The organism is Amycolatopsis sp. cmx-4-83 (genome assembly GCF_046548815.1).
Classification (GTDB): domain Bacteria; phylum Actinomycetota; class Actinomycetes; order Mycobacteriales; family Pseudonocardiaceae; genus Amycolatopsis; species Amycolatopsis pretoriensis_A.
This window is the reverse complement of the sequence record NZ_JAEBEF010000006.1, coordinates 577,293-600,085: the sequence shown is the minus strand read 5'-3', so window position 1 is coordinate 600,085 and position 22,793 is coordinate 577,293. Positions and strand designations below refer to the sequence as shown.

General features: G+C 73.5%; 13 protein-coding genes. 4 read left to right on the top strand and 9 right to left on the bottom strand.

Translation table 11 applies throughout. The features are described from left to right. Positions 1-4 precede the first annotated feature (4 nt). On the bottom strand, positions 5-955 hold the full coding sequence (gene ligD, locus ACLJQM_RS21455; protein ID WP_247023416.1) for a non-homologous end-joining DNA ligase: 951 nt from the start codon (positions 953-955) through the stop codon (positions 5-7). Between the two features lie 40 nt (positions 956-995). On the opposite strand from ligD, the gene ACLJQM_RS21450 reads away from it, so the two are divergent. After that, positions 996-1,832, top strand: coding sequence for a PHP domain-containing protein (locus tag ACLJQM_RS21450; protein WP_410632527.1), 837 nt, complete (start codon positions 996-998; stop codon positions 1,830-1,832). A gap of 96 nt (positions 1,833-1,928) precedes the next feature. Here ACLJQM_RS21450 and ACLJQM_RS21445 read toward each other — a convergent pair whose 3' ends face one another. The 7 genes from ACLJQM_RS21445 to ACLJQM_RS21415 are packed head-to-tail and all read right to left on the bottom strand — an operon-like array spanning position 1,929 to position 17,796. Beyond that, a complete protein-coding gene (locus ACLJQM_RS21445; RefSeq protein WP_410632526.1) occupies positions 1,929-3,962 on the bottom strand; it encodes a DHA2 family efflux MFS transporter permease subunit in 2,034 nt (677 codons plus the stop codon). Between the two features lie 28 nt (positions 3,963-3,990). Beyond that, positions 3,991-4,470, bottom strand: a complete 480-nt coding sequence (locus tag ACLJQM_RS21440; RefSeq protein ID WP_410632525.1) for a GNAT family N-acetyltransferase — start codon at positions 4,468-4,470, stop codon at positions 3,991-3,993. A gap of 37 nt (positions 4,471-4,507) precedes the next feature. Further along, entirely contained in the window at positions 4,508-5,674 is a 1,167-nt protein-coding gene (locus tag ACLJQM_RS21435; protein ID WP_360768666.1) for a glycosyltransferase, read from the bottom strand. Then, on the bottom strand, positions 5,674-6,480 hold the full coding sequence (locus ACLJQM_RS21430; protein ID WP_247023420.1) for an alpha/beta fold hydrolase: 807 nt from the start codon (positions 6,478-6,480) through the stop codon (positions 5,674-5,676). The genes ACLJQM_RS21435 and ACLJQM_RS21430 overlap by 1 nt, the downstream gene beginning before the upstream one ends. Continuing rightward, on the bottom strand, positions 6,477-6,782 hold the full coding sequence (locus ACLJQM_RS21425) for an acyl carrier protein (RefSeq protein WP_247023421.1): 306 nt from the start codon (positions 6,780-6,782) through the stop codon (positions 6,477-6,479). Before ACLJQM_RS21425 ends, ACLJQM_RS21430 begins: the two co-directional genes overlap by 4 nt. Further along, positions 6,779-11,077 carry a beta-ketoacyl synthase N-terminal-like domain-containing protein gene (locus tag ACLJQM_RS21420; protein WP_410632524.1) on the bottom strand — a complete coding sequence of 1,433 codons (4,299 nt, stop codon included), beginning with the start codon at positions 11,075-11,077 and terminating at the stop codon, positions 6,779-6,781. The genes ACLJQM_RS21425 and ACLJQM_RS21420 overlap by 4 nt, the downstream gene beginning before the upstream one ends. Before the next feature lie 5 nt (positions 11,078-11,082). Further along, a complete protein-coding gene (locus ACLJQM_RS21415) occupies positions 11,083-17,796 on the bottom strand; it encodes an SDR family NAD(P)-dependent oxidoreductase (RefSeq protein WP_410632523.1) in 6,714 nt (2,237 codons plus the stop codon). Between the two features lie 757 nt (positions 17,797-18,553). Between ACLJQM_RS21415 and ACLJQM_RS21410 the strand changes: the two genes are divergently transcribed. Both ACLJQM_RS21410 and ACLJQM_RS21405 read left to right on the top strand, forming a co-directional pair. Then, positions 18,554-19,693: a threonine synthase gene (locus tag ACLJQM_RS21410; protein WP_410632522.1), complete on the top strand. Its 1,140-nt coding sequence runs from the start codon at positions 18,554-18,556 to the stop codon at positions 19,691-19,693. After that, a complete protein-coding gene (locus ACLJQM_RS21405; protein ID WP_410632521.1) occupies positions 19,690-20,307 on the top strand; it encodes a transcriptional regulator in 618 nt (205 codons plus the stop codon). Before ACLJQM_RS21410 ends, ACLJQM_RS21405 begins: the two co-directional genes overlap by 4 nt. A gap of 1 nt (position 20,308) precedes the next feature. Here the strand turns inward: ACLJQM_RS21405 and ACLJQM_RS21400 are convergent, their stop codons facing one another. Then, positions 20,309-21,214 carry a glutaminase gene (locus tag ACLJQM_RS21400; protein WP_247023425.1) on the bottom strand — a complete coding sequence of 302 codons (906 nt, stop codon included), beginning with the start codon at positions 21,212-21,214 and terminating at the stop codon, positions 20,309-20,311. 158 nt (positions 21,215-21,372) lie between these two features. On the opposite strand from ACLJQM_RS21400, the gene ACLJQM_RS21395 reads away from it, so the two are divergent. Continuing rightward, the gene (locus ACLJQM_RS21395; protein WP_410632520.1) at positions 21,373-22,764 is read left to right on the top strand and encodes an amino acid permease; all 1,392 of its coding nucleotides are present in this window, start codon (positions 21,373-21,375) and stop codon (positions 22,762-22,764) included. Positions 22,765-22,793: the final 29 nt, after the last annotated feature.

The following is a 22,793-nucleotide window of genomic DNA, read 5'->3' as shown; positions in this document are numbered from 1 at the left end:
TACGTCAGTCCGGGTCGGGTGGTTCCTCGACGCCGTCGCGGTCGGCCCACTCCAGCAAGGGGTCGAGGGAGAACACGGCGTCGTCGATGCCCGCGTGGAGGTCGCCCAGCTCGGCGAAGCGGGCCGGGACGGTCGCGATGGTGCAGTCGCCCGGCTCGACGTCGTCGATCTCGTCCCACCGGATCGGCGTCGACACCGTGCCCTCGGGGTTGCCGCGCACCGAGTAGGCGGCGGCGATGGTGTGGTCGCGGGCGTTCTGGTTGTAGTCGACGAAGAGCAGCCGCGGGTCGCGATCCTTGCGCCACCAGGTCGTGGTGACGTCGTCGGGGGCGCGCCGCTCGACTTCGCGGGCGAACGCGAGCGCCGCGCGCCGGACGTCGGTGAAGCCCCAGCGGGGTTCGATCCGGACGTAGACGTGCAGGCCGCGGCCGCCGGAGGTCTTCGGCCAGCCGACCGCGCCGAGCTCGTCGAGGACCTCGTGCGCGACGTGGGCGACGCGGCGCACGCGGTCGAAACCGCAGTCGGGCATGGGGTCCAGGTCGATGCGCCACTCGTCCGGCTTTTCGGTGTCGGCGCGCCGGGAGTTCCACGGGTGGAACTCCACTGTGGACATCTGCACGGCCCAGGCGACGTGCGCCAGCTCCGTGACGCACAGCTCGTAGGCGTGCCTGCCGTAGCGCGGGAAGTCGACGCGCACCGTTTCCAGCCACGGCGGCGCGCCGTTCGGCACGCGCTTCTGGTGCACCTTCTCCCCCGCGACGCCGGACGGGAAGCGGTGCAGCATGCACGGCCGCTCGCGCAGGGCGTTGACGATGCCGTCGCCCACCGAGAGGTAGTAGTTGACCAGGTCGAGCTTCGTCTCGCCGCGGGCCGGGAAGTAGACCCGGTCCGGGTTGGAGACCCGCACGGTCCGGTGCCCGACTTCGAGCTCCACCGCCGCCGACTTCTGCGCCATGAGCCAGACGGTAGCCCAAAAACCGCGTTACGGTGGGTCGGTGAGCCTGCCGCCGGACGGTCACGTCCACACCGAATGGTCATGGGACACGGTCACCGGGTCGATGATCGGCTCGTGCGAGCGGGCCCTCGAGCTCGGTCTGCCCTCGGTGGCGTTCACCGAGCACGCGGACCTGACGCCGTGGCTGATCCCCGAGCCGGTCCGCCCGCTGCTGCCGGACCACTTCCGGGTGCGGCTGCGCCCGGACGGCGTCCTCGAACCGCCGGCCCTCGACGTCGAGGGCTACCTGGCGACGGTCGCCGAGTGCCGCGACCGGTTCCCGGCGCTGCGGATCCTGTCCGGCGTCGAGCTGAGCGAACCGCACTGGCACCGCCCGCGGGCCGACGCGCTGCTGGCGGCCCACGACTTCGACCGCGTCCTCGGCTCGGTGCACTCGCTCCCGGACGGTGACCACTACCACGAGCTGACCGTGGTTTCCGGGCGGCCGCCCGGCGACATCCTGCGGGCGTACCTGACGGAGGTGCTCGGCCTGGTCGAGTCGACGGCGGACTTCGCGGTGCTCGCGCACATCGACTACGCGCTGCGCTCGTGGCCCGCCGAGGGGCCGCCGTTCGCGGCGGCGGACTACGAGGAGGAGTTCCGGACGGTGCTGCGCGCGCTCAAGGCGAGCGGGCGGGCTCTGGAGGTCAACACGCAGGTGCCGCTGCCGGGCGAGGTGGTCCGCTGGTGGTTCGAGGACGGCGGCGACGCGGTCACCTTCGGCAGCGACGCCCACGAGCCCGGCCTGGTCGGCCGGGGGTTCATCGAGGCCGCGGCACTGGTCGAGTCCTGCGGCTTCCGCCCGGGCCGCACCCCCCACGACTTCTGGCGCCGCTGACCCGCGCACTTTCACGTGAAAGTGCGGCCCCCAGGTGCGCACTTTCACGTGAAAGTGCGGGGGTCAGGTCGTCACTTTCATAGGGAAAGTGCGGGCTCAGGCCAGTGCGTGGCGGCCGTGGGCACGGGTCTCCGCGCTCTGGTCCAGGAGGCGGGCCGCCACGCGGCCGATCGCCGCGTCCAGCTCGGCCCGGTTGGTCGTTCCCCAGTCGCCGAGGCGGTCGGCCAGCCAGTCGTGCCAGGCCGCGACCACCTTCGCGAACTCCGCTCGGCCGGCGTCGGTCAGCTCCCAGCCCTCACGCGCGTACCGCAGGTGACCCGTCAGCTCCAGGCGGTTGAACGCCGGTTCGAGCACCGGGGCCGGGACGCCGAAGTGGTCGCCGATCGCCTTGAGCGTCGCCGGTTCGCCGCGGCGGTCGCGCAGGTGGACCTGCAGGAGGCACCAGATGCCGCCTTCGTCGAGGTCGCTGCCGGCGCGCTCGACGATCGCCGGGGCCACCTCGCGCCGCTCGCGGAAGAAGAGGGTCGCGACCGCGCGCTCCAGCTCGCGGTCGTCCGTCCGCGCTTCCGGCATCGCGAAGCCGTCGCCGAGGTCCGGGGCCGCCGCGCGGGCGGTGTCGCGCAGCGGGACCTCCTTGAGGAAGAACGCCAGCGCGAACGCGACCAGGCCGACCGGCGCCGCCGCCAGGAACACCACGTGCAACGAGTCGCTGTACGCCTTGATCACCGGCGCGGAGACCGCGTCCGGCAGCGCGTGCAAGGCCGTGGGCACCTGCAGCGCCCGCGGGTCGACACCCGGCGGCAACGAGGCCACCGCCGTGGCCAGGTTCGGCGTCAGCTGGTTCGCGTACACCGTGCCGAAGATCGCCGCGCCGAACGAGCTGCCGATCGACCGCAGGAACGTCACGCCCGAGGTGGCCACGCCGAGGTCGGCGTAGTCGACGGTGTTCTGCACCGCGATGGTCAGCACCTGCATGCCCAGCCCGATCCCGAGGCCGAGCACGGCCATGTACGCCGACGCCTCCCAGAAGCCCGTGTCGGTGTCGAGCCGGGACAGCAGGTAGAGCCCGATCGTCATGCCCGCCGCGCCGGCCAGCGGGAAGATCTTGTACCGCCCGGTCTTGCTCACCGCGTTGCCGGCCGCGATCGAGGCCACGAGCAGCGCCAGCACCATCGGCAGCAGCCGGACGCCGGACGAAGTCGCCGACGTGCCCTGGACGTACTGCATGTACGTCGGCAGGTAGGACAACGCGCCGAGCATGGCGAAGCCGACGACGAAGCTCATGATCCCGGCGACGGTGAACACCGGGTTGCGGAACAGCCGCATCGGCAGCATCGGTTCCTTCGCCCGCAGTTCGGCGAAGACGAACGCGGCGAGCAGCACCACCGAGCCGATCGCCATCCCGACGATCGTCGGCGAGCCCCACGCGTACTGCGTGCCGCCCCAGCTCGTCACCAGGGTCAGGCCGGTCGCGGCGAGGCCGATCAGCAGGATGCCGAGGTAGTCGATGACCGGCTTGACCGCGGCGCGGGCGTTCGGCATCGCCGAGGACGCCACGACCAGCACCACGACGACCAGCGGGATGTTGACGTAGAACGCCCAGCGCCAGGACAGGTGGTCGACGAAGAAGCCGCCGAGCATCGGGCCCGCGACGGTCACCACGCCGAACACCGAGCCGAGCACGCCCTGGTACTTGCCGCGCTCGCGCAGCGGGACGACGTCGGCGATGAGCGCGGTCGAGGTGACCATCAGCCCGCCGCCGCCGAGGCCCTGCACCGCGCGCCAGACGATCAGCCACACCATGCTGTCGGCGAACCCGGCGAAGAACGAGCCGATGCCGAACACGACCACGGACAGCTGGAACATCAGCTTGCGGCCGAAGAGGTCGCCGAGCTTGCCGACGACGACGGTCATGATGGTTTCGGCGAGCAGGTAGGACGTGACGACCCAGGACAGGTGCCCGGCGCCGCCGAGGTCGCCGACGATGGTGGGCAGCGCGGTCCCGACGATGGTCTGGTCCAGCGCGGCGAGCAGCATGCCGAGCAGCACGGCCCCGAAGACGGCGTTGACCCGCCCCTTGCTCAGCGGCGCGGGCGCCGGCTCGTGGGCGACCTCGGCGGTGGCCGTCATCCGCACCCTCCTCGCTCGGCCTCCGAGGCTAGTGCGCGAGGTCCACTGTGGATAGCCACCCGTTCCGGTGACGCAGCACCACTTCGAACGGCTCGAAGCCCTGTGCCCGGTAGAACTCCAGCGCACCGTGGTTGGCCGCGTAGGCCGCGACGGTGACGTCGTTCGCGCCGTTCTCCCTTGCCCAGCCGAGGAAAGCGGCGACCAGCTCGGCGCCGGCGCCGGACCGGCGGTGCTCCGGGGCGACCCGCATGCTCTCCAGCACCGCGCGGACCGCGGTGGGGCGCAGCGGGTCCGGCGGCCGCAGCCGCCCGATCAGGTGCCCGCCGGCGGCGAGCAGGCACAGGCAAGCCGGGTTTTCGACGAGGCTCGCGTAGTAGGCGTGGCCTTCGCGGGCGGGCCAGCCGGTGTCCATGAACGGATCACGGCGGCCGCCGTCCTCGGCGAACAGGGCCGCGGCCGACGCCACGAGCGCGGGGACGTCTCTCGGAGCACACACGGAAACAGTCATCCCGGCACCGTAACCCGGACGATTTTCCCGGTGAACCTCAAGTTTTCGGCAGCAGGCTCTCCAGCGCGAGCTGTTCCAGGTGCCCGGCGGCCGCGGCGCTCCCGCCCGCCGCGTGGAACGACGCCGCCACCGCCTCGGCCGCCCGGCGGTAGGACGGCTCCGTCAGCACTTCCTCGAGCGCCGACGCGATCCGGTCGCGGTCCGCGCGGCCGAAGCGCAGCCGGATACCCGCGCCCGCGGCGACCACCTGGGCTGCCACGATCGGCTGGTCGTCGCGGATCGGGGCGACCACCAGCGGCAGGCCGTGCCACAGCGCTTCGCACACCGTGTTGTGCCCGGCGTGGCACAGCACCGCGTCCACCCGCGGCAGCAGCGGCAGCTGCGGGACCGAGGGCCGCACGAGGACGTTCGGCGGCACCGCGCCGAGCACGCCGCCCGGGTCGGCGATCACCGCGCGGACCGGCATCCCGGCGAACGCTTCGGCCGTCGCGGCCAGGAATCCCGCGCCCGCGCCGGTGTTCGCGGTGCCCAGGGAGACGAGCACGGCCGGGCGGAGCGGGTCGAGCCACTCCCACGGGAAGTCGCTTGTGGACGGCCGGGTGCCGAGAGCCGGTCCGACCAGCCGGACCCGCGGCGGCAGCACGGCCGTGCCCAGCAGTTCGCGGGTGGTGAAGGCGAGCACGCCGTGCGGGGAGAACCGGGGGTCGGCCGTGCCGCGGCCGCCGGCGATCCGGGCGCGCAGGCCGTCGAGCAGCCCGCCGACCCAGTCCGCGACCTTCGGCATGCCGGCGAGCGGGTCGACCAGCTCGGCCGACGTCGTCGCCGAGGTGACCCACGGCAGGCCGTGGGCTTCGGCGAGCAGCCCGCCGGCGAGCGCCTGCTGGTCGGCGACGACGACGTGCGGCTCGAAGGCGTCGAGGGCGGTGGCCACACCGGGCGCCATCGCGTCGGCGAGCGGGACGAGGAAGTCCTGCCAGAGGAACCGCAGCGCGGCGGGCCCCTTGAGGTCCGGCGGGCGCTCCGGCAGCTCGGCGGGCACCGCGCAGGGGAACACGAGCGCGTCCGGGCCGGCCAGCTGCCACAGCAGCTCGTCGTGGCCCGCCCAGGCGACTTCGTGGCCGCGCGCGGTGAGCTCGGCCGCCACGCCCGCCGCCGGGTTGACGTGCCCGACCAGCGGCGGGACGACGAACAGGAACCGCGCCACTACCGCGCCCGGGCCGGGGCGCGCGAGGTGTCGCGGACCCACTCGAAGACCAGGTCGATCACTTCGGCGGTCCGCTCCACCAGCACCGAGTGGCCCTGGTCGGGCAGCACGGCGCACCGGCAGCGGTCCAGGTTCGCTTCGAAGTCCGGGACCTGGGCGGCGAGGCCCGAGTCGCCGCCGAAGATCGCGAACACCGGGCAGCGCACGGCCGAGAGGTCCGCCGCGATGGTCGCGCTGCGCGGGACGTCCTCGGCGATGGTGGTGGTCTCCAGGATCCGGTGCGCGGCCTTCGACAGCCGCGCGGTGTGCGCGCCGTGGTTCTCCGCGATCCAGCCGATGACCTCGTCGATGGCCAGCCGGGTCTTGGCGTCCGCGAGCCCGTCGGCCATGTGCCGGGTCCACGCCTCGGTCGGCGGTTCGCCCTCGATCGCGATGACGCTCGCGACCCGGTCCGGGCGGGCGGCGGCCAGGCCGAACGCCACCGACGATCCGAAGGAGTTGCCGACGACGTGCACCGGCCGGGTCGCCCCGCAGGCGTCGAGGACCGCGACGAGGTCGTCGACGAACTCCTCCAGCCGGTACCCCGACGCGGGACGGGTGGTGCGGCCGTGGCCCCGCAGGTCGTACATCAGCACGTCGAGCCCGCGCGCGGCGAGGGCCGGGCCGAGCGTGAAGTAGTAGCTGGCCAGGCTGTCGGTGAGCAGGCCGTGGACGCACACCACGAGCGGCGCGTCCCCGTCGAGCGGCGCTTCGGCCGCGAGCCGCTGGACGTGCACGTCCAGCTCGCCCGCCCGGACGCGGCTCACGCGGTGGCCCGCAGCGAGGCGACGGTGTAGCGGACGAGCTCGCCGACGGTCAGCGCGATGATCTCGTCCAGGTCGCGCTCGGCGATGAAGGTCGCGAAGTTGACGCGGTCGCCGTAGTGCTCGCGCAGCTGCCCGGACAGCGCCACCAGGTCGACGCTCTCCAGTTCGAGGTCGTCGTGGAAGGTCGTGTCCATGGTGATCTCGGTGTCGTCGAGGCCGTACTCCTCGAGCAGCTCCCGCAGCATCCCGGCCAGCTGCGCGAGGACGGCGGCCTCGTCCGTTGCGGTGGTCTCGATGCTCATTCCGCGGTCTCCTTCGGGTCTTCGGTCCAGGCGACGACGTAGCGGCGCGGCGGGTGCGCGAGGTCGGCGCAGTGCACGAGGTGGTCCCGCCCGGCGGCGCGGACGGTGAGCTCGGTCGTTCCCGCCGCGACGACCTCGAAGTCGCGGGGCTCGCCGCGCAGGCCGGTGCCGAGCAGCTTCGCGACGGCCTCCTTCGCCGTCCAGAACCGGGCGAACCAGCGTTCCGGGTCACCGGGCAGGCCGGCGAACAGCGCCTGCTCGGCCGCACCCAGCGCGGCGTCCACAGTGGACTCCCGGAGCTTGCCGACCTGCTCGACGTCGATGCCGCACGGCCAGGGCCGGGCGATCGCCACCCCCGCCTCGGCCCGGTGCGCCACCGAGATCGTCAACGGCGGGAGCTCCCGGCCGTAGGCACCGGTGACGAACGGGCGCCCGGCGTCGTCGTTGCCGATCCGCAGCTCGGCCGGGAACATCTCGGGCTCGCCGCGCGCCCAGAGGTACTGGCGGACGGCGTCCTTCGCGGCGATGCGGCCGAGCAGCCACTGACGGCGTCCTCGCGGTGGCCGGCTTTCGTAGGCGTCGCGCTCGGCGCCGGCGAGGTAGTTGCGCATGATCAGCTCGCGGGTGGCCAGGTCCGGCCACTGCTCGTGCACCAGCGCCCAGCCGCCGGGCTGCTCGATCGACAGCGTCGAGCGCTCGGGGGTCCGGTCGGCCTGCCGGATGTGCGGGGTGCTGTCGAACCGGCGGTCGCGCCAGCCGGTGAACTCGGCCCACACCTGTCCGTGGTGGACGAGCTGCATGTCGGCTTCGAGGAATTCGCCGGTCAGCCCGGTGATCTTGACCAGGCACTCCAGCCGCTCTCCCGGCGCCGGGTGCGGGCCGTGGAACCGGATTTCGCGCACGGCGACCGGGAAGACGGTGGTGCGTTCGGCCAGCCGGGACATGATCCAGTAGCCGAGCACCTGGCCGACGTTGTCGAGCAGCGCGCCGGGCGCGGCGGGCGTGGTCAGCACCGCGCGGACGTGCCGCTCGCCGACGGCGGTCAGCTCGGTGACGCCCTGGAAGCCCGGGCCGTGGAACATCCAGCGGTCGGCGTACAGCTCGGCGGCCGTCGTTCGCGGAACCTGCTCCGCCGACGCGGGGAAGCGCCACGGCGCCGGCGCGTCGGCCGGGTACGCGAGGGCGAGTTCCACGACGGCCTGGGAATAGCCGTCCAGCGCGGCGAGCACCCGGCCGGTGCCGTGCGGGCGGATCCGGACCCCCACGGTGACGGCCGGGACCGCGGTGATCCACTGCGTGAGCCGGACGTCGTGCACCGCGACCGCGCGGCGGCCGGGCGCGGCCTGCTCGGCGAAGCCCATCAGGTGGTCGATCACCGTGGTCGCCGGGACGACCGGCCAGCGGTCACCGGGGTCGGCCTGCGGCGGCTGCTTGAAGAAGCAGTGGTCGAGCAGGTACGGCATCGCCTCGACCGACACCACGAGCGTCGCGTCCAGCTCCCCCAGTGGCGGCACTTTCACGTGAAAGTGCGGCCCCTGGTCCGCACTTTCACGTGAAAGTGCGGACGCGGCGAGGGCGGTGGACGCCAGCTGGGCCGTGTCGGTCAGCAGGGCGGCGAGTTCCGCGGCGAGCGGGCCTTTGCCGGCCAGGTCGTCCACTGTGGACCGGTGAGCCGGGAGGGCGATGCGCGCGCGGACGCCTTCGTCGAGGGAGATGAGGTGGCCGCCCAGGTCCAGCTTGACCGCCTTCGACGGCGTCCCGCGTTCGCCCGGCAGCCGCGTGAAGTCGATGTCCGCACCGTCGGCCCACAACGCGGTCGCGACCCGCCGCAGCTGCGCGAGGCCGGGCCGGTGTACCGAGTGCGCCGCCACGGCCAAGTGCTCCTCGCCGTGCAGGGTGTCGCCGACCAGGGAGCCGAGCTGGCCCGCGCCGACCTGGACGAACGCGCGGAACCCGGCGGCGTGCAGGGCCCGCACGAGCGGGCGGAACCGGACCGGTTCCAGCAGGTGCCGCACGAACAGCTCGCGGACGTCCGCTTCGGCGGCCGGGTACTCCGCCACCGTCGTCGCCGACCAGATCGGCAGCCGCGGCGGGTGCAGGGTGAACCGGGCGGCCGCGTCGCGGATCGGGTCCAGGTAGGGCCGGAGCATCGGCGTGTGGAACCCGGACCGGAACGGCAGCACCTGCGCGACGATCCCCGCGTCCCGGAACCGCGTGACGAGCGCGGCCACGGCGGCGGCCGGGCCGCAGACCATGGCCTGGTTGGGCGAGTTGTCGTGGGAGAGGACGACGTCCGTGCGCCCGGCCAGCTCCTCGGTCACCTGCGGCGCGGGCGCGCCGATCGCGGCGAAGGCGAGGCCGGGGACGACGAGCGCGTCGGGGTCGAAGCCGGCGAGGAACGCGTCGACCTCGGCCTCGGCGTGCAGGCCGGCGACGGCCATCGCCGTCCACTCCCCCAGGCTGTGCCCGGCGACGGCGTCCGGGACGACGCCGAGGCGCCCGAGCGCGGTGTTGAGCAGGCGGCCCAGCTCGAAGACCGCGGTGCCCTGGCGGCCGACGTCGCCGACCTCGACGTCCGCGTGCTGCCACGGGAGCCCGAAGTGGCGGGCGACGTCACCGCAGTTCAGCGTCAGTTCCGATTCCAGGCCCGGGAAGAGGAAGGCGACCTTGCCGCCGCCCGGCCCGAGCAGCGGGCGGTCGGCGAACCAGACGTCGTTGCGGCCCCGCCAGGCCCGGCCGCGGGCGACCGCCTTGCGGGCGAGTGCCAGGCGTTTCTCCGTCGGGTCGACGACGCCGAGCCGGACCGGGCCGTCGCCGGCCACCGGCGTCGCGGGCCGGTCGAGCAGGTCCCGCAGTTCGCCGACCGTCCGGGCGGCCAGGCGCAGCACGCGTTCCGGCTCCCGGACGACCACCGGCGCCGCCCGGCCCGGCGCCTGCTCCAGCACGACGTGGGCGTTGATCCCGCCGAACCCGAACGCGTTGACGCCGGCCCGGCGTACGGCCGCGTCCCAGTCCTTCGCGGTGTCCAAAGGGGAGAAACGAGTGCGCGCGAGAGCGGGGTGCGGGTCGTCGCAGTGCAGGGTGGGCAGCAGGACGCCGTGGTGCACGGCCAGCGCGGCCTTGACGAGCCCGGCGATGCCGGCGGCGGGCATCGTGTGCCCGATCATGGACTTCACCGAGCCGAGGACCGCTTCGCCGCGCGCGCCGAACACCTCCGCGAGGGTGGCGAGTTCGGCGGCGTCCCCGGCCGGGGTCGCGGTGCCGTGGGCCTCCAGCAGGCCGATCGACTGCGGGTCGGCGGGGTCGAGCCCGGCCGCGGCCCACGCCTGGCGGACCGCGCGGACCTGGCCGCCGGAGTCGGGGTTGGCGAGGCTCGCGGTCCGCCCGTCGGAGGCGACGCCGGTGCCGGTGACCACGGCGTACACGCGGTCGCCGTCGCGCTCGGCGTCGGCGAGGCGCTTGAGCACGACGATGCCGGTGCCCTCGCCGATGAGCACGCCGTCGGCGTCGCGGTGGAACGGCCGGATCCGCTCGGTCGGCGACAACGCGCCGAGCTGGGTGAACACGCTCCAGAACGTGATGTCGTGGCAGTGGTGCACACCGCCGGCGAGGACGACGTCGCAGCGGCCGGTGGCGAGCTCGCGCACCGCGTGGTCGACGGCGATCAGGGAGGACGCGCACGCGGCGTCCACGGTGTACGCCGGGCCGCGCAGGTCGAGGCGGTTGGCCAGCCGCGACGCCGCGAGGTTCGGCACCAGCCCGATCGCGGACTCCGGCGCCTCGGGGCCGAGCTGGTCGGTGAAGGCCTGCCGGACGGCGTCGAGCTTGTCCGCGCCGAGTTCGGGCATCAGCTCGCCGAGCGTGCGGACGAGCTGCGTCGCGGTCCGGACGCGCTGGTCGAGCCGGACGAGTCCCGGCGTCAGGTAGCCGCCGCGGCCGAGCACCACGCCGACCTTGGCCCGGTCCGCGGGGAGGCGGTCCGGGCCGCCCGCGTCCGCGACGGCCTGTGCGGCGACGCGGAGCGCGATCAGCTGGTCGGGTTCGGTGGACGGCACCGACGTCGGCATGATCCCGAACCCGGCGACGTCCACTTCGGCCAGTTCGTCGACGAAGCCGCCGCGGCGGCAGTAGACGCGGTCGGCGCGCCGCTCGTCCGGCGCGTAGTGCGTGCCGTCCCACTTCTCCGGCGGCACTTCGGTGATGGCGTCGACGCCGCCGACGAGGTTGCGCCAGTACGCCGCCAGGTCCGGGGCGCCGGGCAGGAGCACCGACATCCCGACGATCGCAACACTCATCCCGGTCACCACCCGGAGGCGGTGTGGACGACGGCGGCGGAGCCGGGGCGGCCCCAGGCCAGCTCTCGCAGCAGGCCGAGGGTGCCTTCCTCGGGGTCGATCAGCGCGATGCCCCGGCGGGCGTAGTCGCGCACCAGCTCCCGCGTGACCATCCCGTCGTGCTCGCCGGCCGGGGCCCACGGTCCCCAGTGGACGGTCACCGCACGTCCGGCAGGCCACCGCCGCCCGAGGGCCTCGAGCGCGTCGTTGGCGGCGGCGTAGTCGGCCTGGCCCCGGTTGCCGAGCGCGGCGGCGATGCTGCCGAAGAGGACGACGAACTTCGGCTCGTCCGGCAGGTCCGCGGTTGCTTCGAGGAGGGTCCTGGCCCCGTCCGCCTTGGTGCTGTAGACGCGGGTGAAGGACTCCGGCGTCTTGTCCGCGACGAGCTTGTCCTCGATGACGCCGGCCGCGTAGACGATCCCGTCGAGCCGGCCGTGCTCGGCGTGGATCTCCTTGACCGCGCGGTGGACGGCTTCGGCGTCGAGCATGTCGACGGACTGGTAGCGCGCCGGGCTGCCGAGGGCTTCGAGTTCCCCGAGCGTCGCCCGGACCTCGCGCTCGCCCATGGTGCGCCGGACGGTCTTCTCGATCTCGGCGGGGTTCCTCAGGCCGTCGCCGATGAGGGCGGCGCGGAGGGCGTCGGCGTCTTTCGCCTGCGGGTGTTCGTCTTCCGCGGTCAGGGCCGTCCGGCCGAGCAGCTCGATCCGGCAGTGCGCCGCCGCGGCCACGGTGGCGGCGAAGCGGGCGGTGATGCCCTTGGCCCCGCCGACGAGGAGGACGACCGACTCGCGGTCGAGCCCGATGGCGGCGGCTTCGGCCACGCCGTCACCCGCGGGTCCGGCGCCGCTGCCGGCGAGGAGACCGAGGCTCTCTTCGACCGGCTCGATGCCGTACCTCGCGGTTCCGGTGTGGACGACGACCGACTCACGGTCCACAGTGGACAGTTCGGCGACGAGGCCGGCGGCGTCCGCGCCTTCGACGACCCGGGTGAGCGTGTCCGGGTACTCGCGGGAGAGGCTGCGGTGGAAGCCGCGGAGCCCCTCCGCGGGCCCGGCGGAGAGCAGCCAGCGGGGGTGGCGGGCGAGGGCGTCCTGGTAGCGCGGGAAGGCGGTGGGCAGGACGGGGTCGAGGAACAGGTACCCGTCGAAGCCCGGTCGGACGTCGTCGCCGTTTTCGGCCTCGGCGCCGTGGCCGGTCAGCGCGGCGCGGACGTCCTCGGCGAACGCGCCGGAACCGACGACCAGGAACCGGCGGCCCGCGATGTCGGGGGTGCCCGCCGGGGCGAGTTCGACGTCGGTCATGACGTACCGCTTCGGCGCGATGATCACAGGCTCGGGCTCGGCGGCCACCGGCCGGGGTTCGTCACGACCGGCTTCGCCCAGCAGGTCCGCGATCCCCGCCGCGGTCCGGGCCCTCGCCAGCTCCTCGACGTCGCCGGTGCCCAGCCGGACGGTCAGCTCCCCGGCGATCTCGGCCCGCTTGATCGAGTCCACGCTGAGATCGGCCTCGAGATCGAGATCCGGCTCGATCATGTCCACCGGATACCCGGTCCGCTCCCCGATCACCGCGACCACGGTCTCCAGCACCGAGGTGCCGGCCTCGGGCTGCTGCGGAGTTCCGACCAGGTCGGCGATCGCGGCCGCCGTACGCGCCTTCGCGAACTCCTCCACATCACCGCCGGTGAGACCGAGCCGGGCCGCCAGCTCACCCGCGATCTCCGCCCGCTTGATCGAGTCCACACTCAAATCGGCTTCCAGATCGAGATCCGGCTCGATCATCTCCACCGGATACCCCGTCCGCTCCCCGATCACCGCGACCACGGTCTCCAGCACCGACCGCTCGGCGGCAGCCACCACCGGCGCCGGGAGCACCTCCGGAACGACTGCGGGAACGACCACCGGTGCGGGCGGCTCGCCGGTGCCGAAGAACCCGAGCAGGACGTCGCGCTGGGCGGCGATCATCTCCCGGCTCGTCCGCAGGAAGTCCGCGACCATCGCCTCCGACGTGGGTGCCTCCGCCGCCGGCAGGCCCAGCGTGATCCGCGACGCCGGCCGCAGCGCGCCCGCCGGGATCGTGCCGTCCGCGGTCCGGACCAGGTGGCCGTCGACCGTCCACCCCGGGCGCTTCGGGCGCGGGGCCGTCGCCGCGTCGAGCGCGTCCCGGCCGCGGAACAGCCAGCTTGTCTCGACCGGGACCCCGGACACCGCCAGCCGCGCCAGCGCGCCGAGGAAGCCCGGCAGGCCGCGGCGGCCCGGCTGCTCGAAACCGACCGTCCGATGGGGACGGTCGCCGAGGATCGCGCCGACCTGCCCGGCCAGCACCGCACCCGGGCCCGCCTCGACGAACACCCGCGCCCCGGCCGCGTACATCGCTTCGATCTGCTCGACGAACCGCACCGGCGCGCCCAGCTGCGCGGCCAGCTCGCCGCGGATCTCGTCCGGCCCGGCCGGGTAGGGCGCCGCCGTCCGGTTGCCGTACACCGGCACCGACGGCCGGACGACGCCGATCGCGCCCAGCGTGCGGCCGAACGCGTCGCCGGCGGCCGCGACCAGCGGGCTGTGGAACGCGCACGCCACCTGGAGCCGTTTCGCGCCCAGCCCGGCTTCGCGCAGCCGCTCGATCGCCGCCGAGACGTCCGCCGTCGCGCCGGAAATCACCGTCTGCTTCGGGGAATTGTGGTTGGCCAGCACCACCGGCGACGAGCCGAGCACCGACTCGACCTCCGCCGCGGCCGCCGACACCGCCGCCATCGCACCCGGGTCCGCCGCCGGCACCGCGTCGAGGATCGCCCCCGCCCGGGCGTGGCTCGCGTGCAGCAGGCCCTCCGGGGTGAACGCGCCGGCCGCCGCCAGCGCGGTCAGCTCGCCGTAGCTGTGCCCGCCGAGCATGGCGGGCCGCACGCCGGCGCGGGTCAGCAGCCGGAACGCCGCCAGGCCGGCGAGGCCGAGCGCGGGCTGGGCGACGCGGGTGTCGGTGACCCGGTCCACCGCGGCCCGGCGCGCGGGCTCGCCGAACACCGCCGGGCCGAAGACGACGCCGGCCGTCGCCGGGTCGAGGCGCAGGTACCGCTGCAGCTCCGGGAACGCGACGAACAGCTCGGCGAACATGCCCGGCCGCTGGCTGCCCTGGCCGGGGAACAGCACCGCCACTTCGCCCGGCGCGGTCCCGTCGCCGCGGAACACCCCGGCCGGCTCCTGCCCGTCGAGTGCCTGGCGCAGCAGGGAAACCAGCTCGTCCACAGTGGACGCGACAATGGCGAGCCGCGCCTGTCGGCCCTCCGCCCGCCGCGACGCGCTCAGTGCCAGGTCCCGCAACCGCCACGGCTCGTGCCCGGCCGGGACGTCCGACGCCAGCGCCAGCAGGTCCCGCACCGCCGCGTCGGTGGCGAAGGTGAACAGCTCCGCCGGCCACTCGTCGGCCGCCTGAGCGGGCGGGACGCTGTCGTGCGCGCCCAGCACCACGTGGAAGTTGGTCCCGCCGAAGCCGAACGCGCTGACCCCGGCGATCCGCTCGGCGGCCGGTGCCGCCCACGGCTGCGCGGCCGACTGGAACACGAACGGGCTGGTCTCGGCCTCCCAGGCCGGGTTCGGCGCCGAGAGGTGCAGCGTCGGCGGTTTGACGCCGGTGTGCAGCGCGAGCGCGGTCTTGATCAGCCCGGCCAGGCCCGCCGCGCACTTGGTGTGCCCGATCTGCGACTTCACCGAGCCGATCGTGCAGCCGCCCGGCGCGGCGCCGGCCTCGGTGAACACCTTCGTCAGCGTGGCCAGCTCGGTCCGGTCGCCGACGACGGTGCCGGTGCCGTGCGCCTCGACCAGCCCGACGCTCGCGGGCGAGACGCCGGCGTTGCGGTACGCCCTGGTCAGCGCGGCGTGCTGGCCCTCCGGCCGGGGCGCGGTCAGCCCGAGCGCCCGCCCGTCGGAAGCCGCGCCGACGCCCTTGATCACCGCGTACACCCGGTCGCCGTCGCGTTCGGCGTCCGCCAGCCGCTTGAGCGCGACGCATGCGACGCCCTCGCCGAGCGCGATGCCGTCCGCCGCGCTGTCGAACGTCGCCGAACGGCCGGTCGGCGAGAGCGCGTGCGCCGAGGCGAACAGGAGGTAGTCGTTGATGCCGTTGTGCAGGTCCGCGCCACCGCAGAGGACCAGGTCGCTGGTGCCCGCGGTCAGCTCCTTGCAGGCGACGTCGACCGCGGTCAGCGACGACGCGCAGGCGGCGTCGACGGTGTAGTTCGCGCCGCCCAGGTCGAGCCGGTTGGCGATCCGGCCCGCGATGACGTTGGCCAGCACCCCCGGGAAGGAGTCCTCGGTGATCCGCGGCAGCCGCTCGTCCAGTTCGGACGGCAGTTCGCCCACGTAGGACGGCAGCACGGTCCGCAGCGACATCGCGTTCGACAGGTCGCTGCCCGCCTCGGCGCCGAACACCACCGACGTGCGCGATCGGTCGAACGCGCGGCGCTCGTACCCGGCGTCCACCAGCGCGCGGTGCGCGGCCTCCAAGGCCAGCAGCTGCACGGGCTCGATGCTCGCCAGCGACGACGGCGGGATGCCGTAGCGCAGCGGGTCGAAGCCGATCTCCGGCAGGAACCCGCCCCAGCGCGACGGCGACTTCCCGCCCCGCCCCTCCGGGTCGTAGTACAGCGACGGGTCCCACCGCTGCGGCGGGACCTCGGTGACGGCGTCCACTCCGGACAGCACGTTCGCCCAGAACGACGCCAGGTCGGGCGCCTGCGGGAACAGGCACGCCATCCCGACGATGGCGATGTCCAGGGGCTCGGGTGCGGCGGGTTCCGTTGACGTGGAACCGAAAGCGGCGGCTCGCTCGCGCAGGAACGCGTCCGCACCTTCGCCCACCGCGCGGTGCAGGTCGGCGATCGTGGTGACGGCCGAGCGCAGCACGGCGACTTCGCCTGCCATGAACATGCCTTCGGCGAGCTGCCGGTCCTCGCCGACGTCCCGCAGTTCGGCGCCGACGCGCTCGATGCCCTTGCTCGCCAGGCGGAGGCGGCCGACGTTGAGCGTCTCCAGCTGTTCCCACGCGTCGCGGCTCGGCACGCCGCGCTCGGCGAGGTCCGCCTTGATCGCCGCGTACTCCTCGGTGAACGGGCTGCGGACGCAGCGGGTGGCGTGTCCCGGCGCGGTTTCCAGCAGGTCGGTGTGCCCGGCGGCCAGCAGCTGCCGCTGGAACCCGGGCAGCACCGCGCCCGCTTTGACGGCTTCGCGCGTGAACAGGTACGCGGTGCCCATCAGCACCCCGATCGCCGCACCCCGCGCCGCCACCGGCCGGGCGAGCGCGGCCACCATCGCGGCCGAGCGCTCGTCGTGGACGCCGCCGGCGAACAGCAGCTGCAGCTGCCCGGCCGCGTCCGGGGTGCCGGCGAGGAAGTCGCCGAGGACGCCGAGCTGCGCTTCCCACAGGGGAAAGCTGGTGCGGGGCCCGACGTGGCCGCCGCATTCCGAGCCTTCGAAGACGAACTTGCGCGCCCCGGCTTCGAGGAACTGCTTCAGCAGCCCGGGCGAAGGCACGTGCAGGAACGTCGAGATGCCGGCGTCCTCGAGTGCCGCGGCCTGCGCCGGACGCCCGCCCGCGATGATCGCGTGGGTCGGCCGCACGGCCCGGATCACCTCGAGCTGCGCGGTTTTGACGTCGTCGGCGGCGAACCCCAGCACGCCGACACCCCAGGGCGCGTCGCCGACCGTGTCGCGGGTGCGTTCCAGGACGTCGCGGGTCTGGTCCGCACCGGACAGGGCCAGCGCGATGAACGGCAGCGCCCCGCCCGCGGCGACCTCGCCGGCGAAGGCGGGCTGGTCGCTGACCCGGGTCATCGGGCCCTGCGCGATCGGCAGCGCCGTGCCGAACGCGCGGCTGCCCGCACTGCCCGGCCCCAGCACCGCCGTTTCCCCGCGCAACGCTTCTTCGACGGCGTCGGCGACGCCGCGCACCGCCGCGGTCACCGTGCCCCAGCGGTCGAGGAACCTCGTGGCGAGGAAGACGTCCTGCCCGGCTTCGAGCGGTTCGGCGCCGCGGCGGGCGAGCACGCGGACGCCGTCGACGACGGTCGTCTCCGACCCGTCGAGCCCGGTCAGCCCGGCGGTCAGCCGCGACGGCAGTTCGGCCTCCGGCAGCAGGGCGAGCTGCGTGTCGAGCACGACGCCGGCGGCACCACCGGCGATCGCGGCCGCGGCGGTGTGCGGCCCGATCCCGCCCGCGGCCCACACTCCGACGTCCAGCGCGTCGTCGGCGAGCAGGGCTTGGAGCAGCACGAACGTGCTCAGTTCGCCGGTCCGGCCGCCGCATTCGTGACCGCGGGCGATCAGGCCGTGCGCGCCGCCCTCGACCGCCCGCGCGGCCGACGCCCGGGACGTGACCTCGGCCAGTACCCGGCGGCCCGGGAAGTCCCGCGCTTCGCACTCGGCGTCTTCGGTCAGCAGGACCGTGGTGACGGCTTCGGGCAGTTCCGCGCCCGGCGGCGGCCCCGCGAGCCGGACCCCGAACCCTCCGATGCCCCATTCGCCCAGCAGCGCCAGCTCTTCCGCGCCGGCGGCGTGCCCGCCGGTCAGGTCGAGCACGCCGAGCCCGCCCCCGCGCGCGACGGCCGCGACCCCGCGCGCCGACGGCCACCGCAGCGGCGACACGGCGACGACCGGCCCGGCCGGCGCGGAGTCGTCTATCGAGAGACGCATGGGAACTCCCGCTCCAACGAAAGGGGGCATGGGCAACGGGGAGTACTTAAGCGGGTTCGGTGCACATCGTCAACAACCCACCACGATTTCATCGCCGCGGTTCAGAAAATTCGGGATGGACCAGGCGGGCGGTGCAAGAATTTAACGCCGCTGTCATGTTACCCGCCGTCCGGGATGCGGGACCCGATTGCCGCGGGCGGCCTCCGGACCGGTTCGCCGGGTGGTCCACCGGAAGCACGCCGCCGGACGGCGCAAGCCATCCCGCCTGGTGGACGCGTGCGATTGCCCACATCGGACCACTCCGACCGGCGGGTCCGGCGTTTCGACCGAGTCACCGCGATGTATCGGAAACGGAATACCGACCGTCCGGTATCCCTTTCTCGACAACCGCACTTCACGTCAATTCCGAAGAGGCCGATCGGCATTCATCGATGCTATTCCTGGTGTCCGCCAGAATGCAGCAAAGAATGCTCGACCCACTTCCGGGCACCCTGGGTAGTCCACTGTGGATTCGGCACCCGGCCGGATTCCCGGTGCTCACGCGATCGCGATCGAACCTCCCGACGCCGTCAGCCGGCCCGACGCCGTCTCCCGGTCGCGCGACCGGCGGTATTCGGGCGAACACCATCGGTGCTCCGCCCGGCACCCACAGGACGGCGGTGATCGCAATCTTCCCCCGTCGCGTTACAAATTTTCCCCGAGAAAAGCTGAAGACATTTCGCATACTCAGCGGTAACAGTGGACACATCGTCTAGACTTGGACGGACTGTTCAGCGATGGAGGTGCTGTGGACTACTGGTACACCGACGACCGCTCGGGAACGCGGTACCCGGGCGACCCGCTGCGGTGGCGCGGGGACGACGGCGTCCCGCTCACCGTCGCCCCGCTGGCCGGGCTCGGCCCCGGCGATGTCGACACCGGGGTCCGGTCGCTCTGGCGGTACCGGGCCGCGCTGCCCGGCGACCTCCGCCCGGTCTCGCTGGGCGAGGGCTGCACCCCGCTCGTCACGCAGGACTGGGACGGCGCCGACGTCCGGTTCAAGCTCGAGTGGTTCAGCCCGACCGGCAGCTTCAAGGACCGCGGCTCCAGCGTCATGGTCTCCGCGCTGGCCGGCGCCGGGGTGAAGGAGCTCCTGGAAGACAGCTCCGGCAACGGCGGCTCGTCGGTCGCGGCCTACAGCGCCGCGGCGGGGATCGCGGCCACGGTCCTCGCCCCCGAGGGCACCTCAGCCGCCAAGGTCCTGCAGACCCGGGCGTACGGCGCGACCGTCGAACTGGTGCCCGGCACCCGGGACGACACCGCCGCCGAAGCCGTCCGGCGCTCGGCCGCCACGACCTACGCCAGCCACAACTGGCACCCCTTCTTCCTGCAGGGCACCAAGACCCTCGCCTACGAACTGTGGGAAGACCTCGGCTTCCGCGCGCCCGACGCCGTCGTCACGGTCGCCGGCGCGGGCAGCATCGTGCTCGGCTGCGACCTGGGGTTCGGCGAGCTCCTGGCCGCCGGTTCGATCGCGAAGCGCCCCCGGCTGCTCGTCGCGCAGCCGCGGAACTGCTCCCCCATCGACGCCGCCGTCCACGACCGGCCGCCGCCGCCGTTCGCTCCGACCGTCGCCGAGGGCACCGCGATCCGGCAGCCGGTGCGCCTGCCGGAGGTGGTCGCGGCGATTCGGCGCTCGGGCGGTGACACGGCCGCGATCGACGAGGACGCCATCGCCGCGGCCGCCCGCCGCCTGGCCTCGCTCGGCCTCTACGCCGAGCCGACCAGCGCGACCGCCGCCGCGGCCGTCGACGTGTTCCGCTACCGCGGCGCGATCCGGCCGGGCGAAACCACCGTCGTCGTGCTCACCGGCTCCGGCTTGAAGGCGCCCGGCAAGCTGCGGGAGCTGATCGGATGACCGAGGACGAACTGCTCCTGCGCGAGGCCGAGAAGATCGCCCACGCGGTCGGCCGGATGTTCCCCGGCCTGTGCGAAGTGGTGCTGCACGACCTGCGCGACCCGGCCCACGCCGTCCGGGCGATCCAGGGCGGGCTGTCCGGACGCGCGGTCGGCGATCCGGCCACCGAGCTGGGCCTGGCGCGGATCGCCGACCCGGGCTTCCCGGACGTCCTCCAGAACTACCCGAACCGCTTCCCCGACGGCCGCCCGGCGAAGAGCACGTCGATCGGCCTCCGCAACTCGGCCGGCGAGTACGTCGCGGCGTTGTGCCTCAACCTCGACGTGTCCCTGCTCGGCTCGGCGGCCCAGGCCCTCACCCGCCTGACCGGCACCGCCGAGCCCGCGCCGCTGACCGAGAGCCTGCGCGCCCGCACGGGCGACGAACTCCGCGCGCTGGTGGAAAACTACGCGGCCGAGCGCGGCCACACCCCGCGCAGCCTCCCGCCGACGGCGAAGAAGGACCTCGTCCGGTCGGTCAAGGAGCGCGGGTTCCTGGAGCTGAAGAACGCGGTGCCGGCGTTGACCGACCTGCTCGGGATCTCGCGAGCCACGGTCTACAACTACCTGCGCTGACTCAGAAGACCGACCAGCCGGTCAGCGTCGTGAACCGGTCCAGCGCCGCCACCCCCGCCACCGAGTTGCCGCGCGCGTCCAGGCCCGGGCTCCACACGCACACCGCGCAGCGGCCCGGGACGATCGCGACGATGCCGCCGCCCACGCCGCTCTTGCCGGGGAGGCCGACGCGGTAGGCGAACTCGCCCGCCGCGTCGTACGTGCCGCACGTCAGCATCACCGCGTTCACGCGCTTGGCCGCGCTCTGGCCGAGCAGGCGGGTGCCGTCGTTGCGGATGCCGTGGCGGGCCAGGAACAACGCCGACCGCGCGACGTCCGCGCAGCTCATCGCGATCGAGCACTGGCGGACGTACTGGTCGAGCACCGACGGCACCGGGTGCCGCATGTTGCCGTAGGAAGCCATGAAGTACGCGAGGGCGCGGTTGCGGTCGGCGTGCCCCGCTTCCGACGCCGCCACTTCGGCGTCGACGTCGATTCCGGGGCGGCCACTCTCCTCGCGCAGGAATGCGAGCAACGCTTCGACCGCGTCGCCGTGCTGCGCGAGTTCGTCGGTCACCACCAGCGCGCCCGCGTTGATGAACGGGTTGCGCGGGATGCCGTCCTCGTGTTCCAGCTGCACCAGCGAATTGAACGGGTCGCCCGACGGTTCGCGGCCGACGCGCGTCCACACGCCGTCGCCGCGGGAAAGCGTCAAAGCGAGCGTGAACACTTTGGACATGCTCTGCACCGAGAACGGGTGCCGCCAGTCGCCGACGCCGTGCAGCGCACCGTCCACTTCGGCCACCGCCATGCCGAACCGACCCGGCTCGACCCTGGCCAGCGCGGGGATGTAGTCCGCGACGGCGCCGCGGCCGACGTCGGACGCGACGTCGCCGGCGATCCGGTCCAGCAGCGCCGCGAGGTCCACCGCCGTAGCGTAGAAGCCCCGCGGTTCGGGGCGCGCGGCACCCCTGTCAAATCGAAACCGGGTAATAGCGGGAAAACCGAGCGGTGATCTCCGGCACACCTTAAGTCTTCCTTAGGCCGCTTGGTGACTTGCCGCACAAGCTCTAGCGTCCGGGAACCATGGATTCCTCGCTCCTCACCGAAAAAGGTGAAAGCTACTCGAAAGCGCTGGGCAACCGCCAAGTGCAGATGATCGCCATCGGCGGCGCGATCGGCGTCGGGCTCTTCCTCGGCGCCGGCGGCAAGCTCCACCAGGTCGGCCCGTCGCTGGTCTTCTCCTACGCGATCTGCGGGGTGGCCGCCTACTTCGTGATGCGCGCGCTCGGCGAGCTGGTCCTGCACGAGCCCAGCTCCGGCAGCTTCGTCACCTACGCGCGGAAGTTCATCGGACCGTGGGCCGGGTTCGTCTCGGGCTGGATGTACTGGGTGAACTGGGCGATGACCGGCATCGCGGAGATCACCGCGGTGGCGATCTACGTGCACAAGTGGCTGCCGGACGTCCCGCAGTGGATCACCGCCCTGGTCGCCCTCGGCGTGCTGATCGCGGTGAACCTGCTTTCGGTGAAGCTGTTCGGCGAGCTGGAGTTCTGGTTCTCGGTGGTCAAGGTGCTGGCCATCGTCGTCTTCCTGATCACCGCGATCGGGCTCGTGCTCACCAGCGCGGACATCGGCGGCACGCCGGCCGGCCCGCACAACCTGACCGGCCACAGTGGACTCTTCCCGGCCGGCGTCGGGATCGCGCTGATGACGTTGCAGGCGGTCATCTTCGCCTACTCGGCCATCGAGGTCGTCGGTATCGCGGCCGGCGAGACCAAGGACGCCCGCAAGGTGCTGCCGAAGGCGATCAACGGCGTCGTGTGGCGGATCGGCGTCTTCTACGTCGGGTCCGTGCTGATGCTGGCGATGTTGCTGCCCTGGCCGTTCTACAACGGCGACGAGAGCCCGTTCGTCACGGTCTTCAGCAGGCTCGGGATCCCGGGCATCGGCGACGTGATGAACGCGGTCGTGCTCACCGCGGCGCTGTCCAGCGTCAACTCCGGGCTCTACTCCACCGGCCGGATCCTGCGGTCGCTGGCCGAGAAGGGCGAGGCGCCGTCGTTCGTCAGCCGGATGAGCGGCCGCCACGTGCCCTACGGCGGCATCCTGTTCACCTCGGTCGCCTACCTGCTCGGCGTGGTGCTGAACTACCTGGTGCCGAAGGACGCGTTCGACATCGCCATCGCGATCGCCTCGCTCGGCGTGATCACGACGTGGGCCACGCTCGTCTTCTGCCAGCTGCGCCTGCGCCAGGCCGCGCTGCGCGGCGAGCTGGAACGGCCGTCGTACCGGATGCCGTGGGCGCCGTACTCGGGATGGGCGACGCTCGGGTTCCTGGTGCTGGTCGTGGTGCTGATGGGCTTCTCCGACGGCGCCGAGAAGATCGCATTCTACTCGATCCCGGTGTTGGCCGTGGTGCTCGCGGTGGGCTGGCGGTTCGTCTCGAAGCGGCGCGAACGCACCCCGGCCGGCTAGCGGCCCGGCCGCGGGCGGGCATACTCGAG